Here is a 1,003-nt window from a genome sequence, read left to right on the forward strand (position 1 = left end):
TAGTGACAAGGAAGGTGTAGAAAATCGGATTCAATACGATTGGTGCACCAAATAAGATTGGCTCATTAACCCCAAAGAATGTTGGAACAACTGAGGCACGTCCGATGGCACGGTTACGATCTGATTTACAAATCCACATGAACAAGAATGGAACAATCAATGTAGCTCCTGTTCCACCCATGGTAGCAATAAACATTTGAGTACCAGAAGTGATAACTTTATCTGCATGTTGTCCAGCTTGGATAAGATGCAAGTTGACATCGATATTGGCATAAGTGATAGCAGCGATTGCTGGTTCGACAATTGAAGGACCGTGAATACCAACAAACCAGAAGAAGGCATAAGCACCAAAGATAAGTGTAATTCCAAGGTAACCATCTGCAGCTGAGAAAAGAGGAGCAATAAGGGTACCGATTGATTCTGCAACAGTTACACCAAGAGTTCCCTTAACAAGGAGTTCAAGTCCATATAGGATAACAACTGAGACGGTGAACGGAATCAAGTCCTTAAATACTTGAGAGATATTTGGTGGAACATCTTCAGGCATACGAATGGTAACATTATTTTTCACACAGACTTTATAAACATTAACTGTCACAAAGGCTGCGATAAATGCTGTCAAAAGGCCTTTTGTTCCCATGAAGGCTGTCAAGAAGCCTCCTTCTTTTGCAGGCTCAGCTGCCATCAAAAGGAACCCTACCATAGACGCTAGCATCGTAGATAAGAAGTTAATCTGATTGGTCGCAGGTAGGTCACGGTTCTTTGAGTCCGTCAAAGCTTTAGCGGTAGTACCACCAACAAAGAATGCTAGGATACCCATCGAATAGCTATAAGGAGTCATCAAGAAGGTCTCAATGTCTTTTGACCAGTGGAATCCCCAAGCATTTGGGACATAGGCAATAAGGATAAAGATAGATGAGAAAAGGATGACTGGCATACCAGCAATAAATCCATCACGAATAGCACGAAGATAGATGTTTCGAGAGATTTTCTCAAAGAATGG

Annotated in this window: 1 protein-coding gene; it reads right to left on the reverse strand. The window is 41.7% G+C overall.

What is annotated here, in order from left to right; translation table 11 throughout:
* The coding region (locus BAZO_RS10375) for a lactose-specific PTS transporter subunit EIIC (RefSeq protein WP_003331419.1) at positions 1-1,003 on the reverse strand (1,003 nt) is incomplete at both ends.

Origin of the sequence: Schinkia azotoformans LMG 9581 (genome assembly GCF_000307855.1) — a bacterium.
GTDB lineage: Bacteria > Bacillota > Bacilli > Bacillales > Bacillaceae_J > Schinkia > Schinkia azotoformans.